Origin of the sequence: Streptomyces sp. YGL11-2, assembly GCF_050054615.1 — a bacterium.
Lineage (GTDB): Bacteria > Actinomycetota > Actinomycetes > Streptomycetales > Streptomycetaceae > Streptomyces.
Window position 1 is genome coordinate 1 of record NZ_JBNHIN010000146.1, and the last position, 1,469, is coordinate 1,469.

A 1,469-nucleotide genomic window follows, 5' to 3' on the forward strand; every position below is an offset into this window, starting at 1 on the left:
CAATACCAGTGATTTAGGGTTTTTTGCGGTGTTTGCTGGTGGGTTTGGTTGGTGGGACCAACCTGATGGTTGGGGTGGGCGGGGATGGCGGGTTGCGGTGGTGGGAGTGCTTGAGGTGCCAGTTGCTCATCTTGCGTTTGACGACGCGGGGATTGGCGCGCTGCCTGCGGGACGGAAGCAGCCTTTCCAACAGCTCACGGACCGTGTCAGTGAGTGCCTGTTGGAGTCGGGAGGGGGGAAAGCGCCGCCTGGCTGGTGACGTGGCGGCGGGCGGCGTTCAGGGTGCGGGTGAAGGAGATCCGGTCGGGATCGAGGTCGGCCTGGCGGGCGGTGTGGTGCATTGTTGCCCGCAAGGCGTGGTGGACCAGGAGGAAGCCGTAGACCTCCTGCTCGACGCCGTCGGGATACCGCGAGCGCAGGATGAGCTGGTTCCCGCCCTGATGCGTTTTGATCTCGTCCAGGGTGTTCTCGATCTCCCACCGCTGGTGGTAGAGGGCGGCGAGCTCGACAGCGGGAGCCTGGTCGGGGTCGCACAAGGTGGTGATGAGCCGGTAAACCGTCTCCTCACCCCCGTCAAGGGTGTACTCGATCACCCGGACCGCGACCGGATCGCAGCGGCGTTGGCGATCGTGGGAAGCAACGATCTCGGACAGGTAGGAACCATCACCGAGCTCTTCAACGACGGGGAGCACGACGTTCTTGCGGACTCGCCACAGCAGATCCGCACCGGTGTCTGCTGCCGCCCGCCACAACTCGAAACCGGTGATCCCCCGGTCGGCAAGCACCAGCATGCCTGACTCAAGCCGTCCCAACAGATCAGGGATCAGCTGCTGTTCGTGCACCGAGAGCGGTCCCGTCGCGGCAGCGAATACCGCATGGGTCCCGCACTCGACCAGGGCCGCGAGCCGCACCTGCGGATACGCGCTGCGCTGCTGCCCGCGGCCTGAGCCCGGCCGGCCGAAGAAGGCACTGTTGTCGTTGGTGTCGGGGACATCGAAGACGGTGCCGTCCACTGCCACCAGTCGCCACCCGCGATACCAGGCACCCACCGTCTCCCGCACCGCCACCGGGTGGCAGACACGAGCGAACAACCCCTTCAACGGCTGCGGTCCCAGCCGACGGCGAGCCCTGCCGATCGCGGCTGTCGTCGGCACCTGCCACGGCTTCTCCCACCGCCGCACCCGCTCCAGCCCCTGGGTCAGCAGTCGGGCAACCTCCTCATAGCCCTGCTGCGAAAACAGGCACATCGCCAGCACGAAGTACACCACCACACGGGCCGGCAACAGACGCGACCGCTGTTCCCCACGCCCGCACTCAGCGATCACCTCATCCACCAACTCCGGCGGAAACACCCGCGTCAGCACCCCCAGAGCAATCCGATCCGACAGACGCTCACCCGACGACTTCACCTGACCCGGCCTTGGCACACCACACCCAACGACCCACACCACACAAAGTCACCGGTATTG

The 1,469-nt window shown here is 65.8% G+C and carries 1 protein-coding gene; it reads right to left on the bottom strand.

Annotated features, from left to right (window positions below; translation table 11 throughout):
* Nucleotides 1-206: 206 nt before the first annotated feature.
* Complete coding sequence (locus ACO1BR_RS44045) at nt 207-1,427, bottom strand: IS4 family transposase (protein ID WP_426800741.1); 1,221 nt, start codon at nt 1,425-1,427, stop codon at nt 207-209.
* Nucleotides 1,428-1,469: the final 42 nt, after the last annotated feature.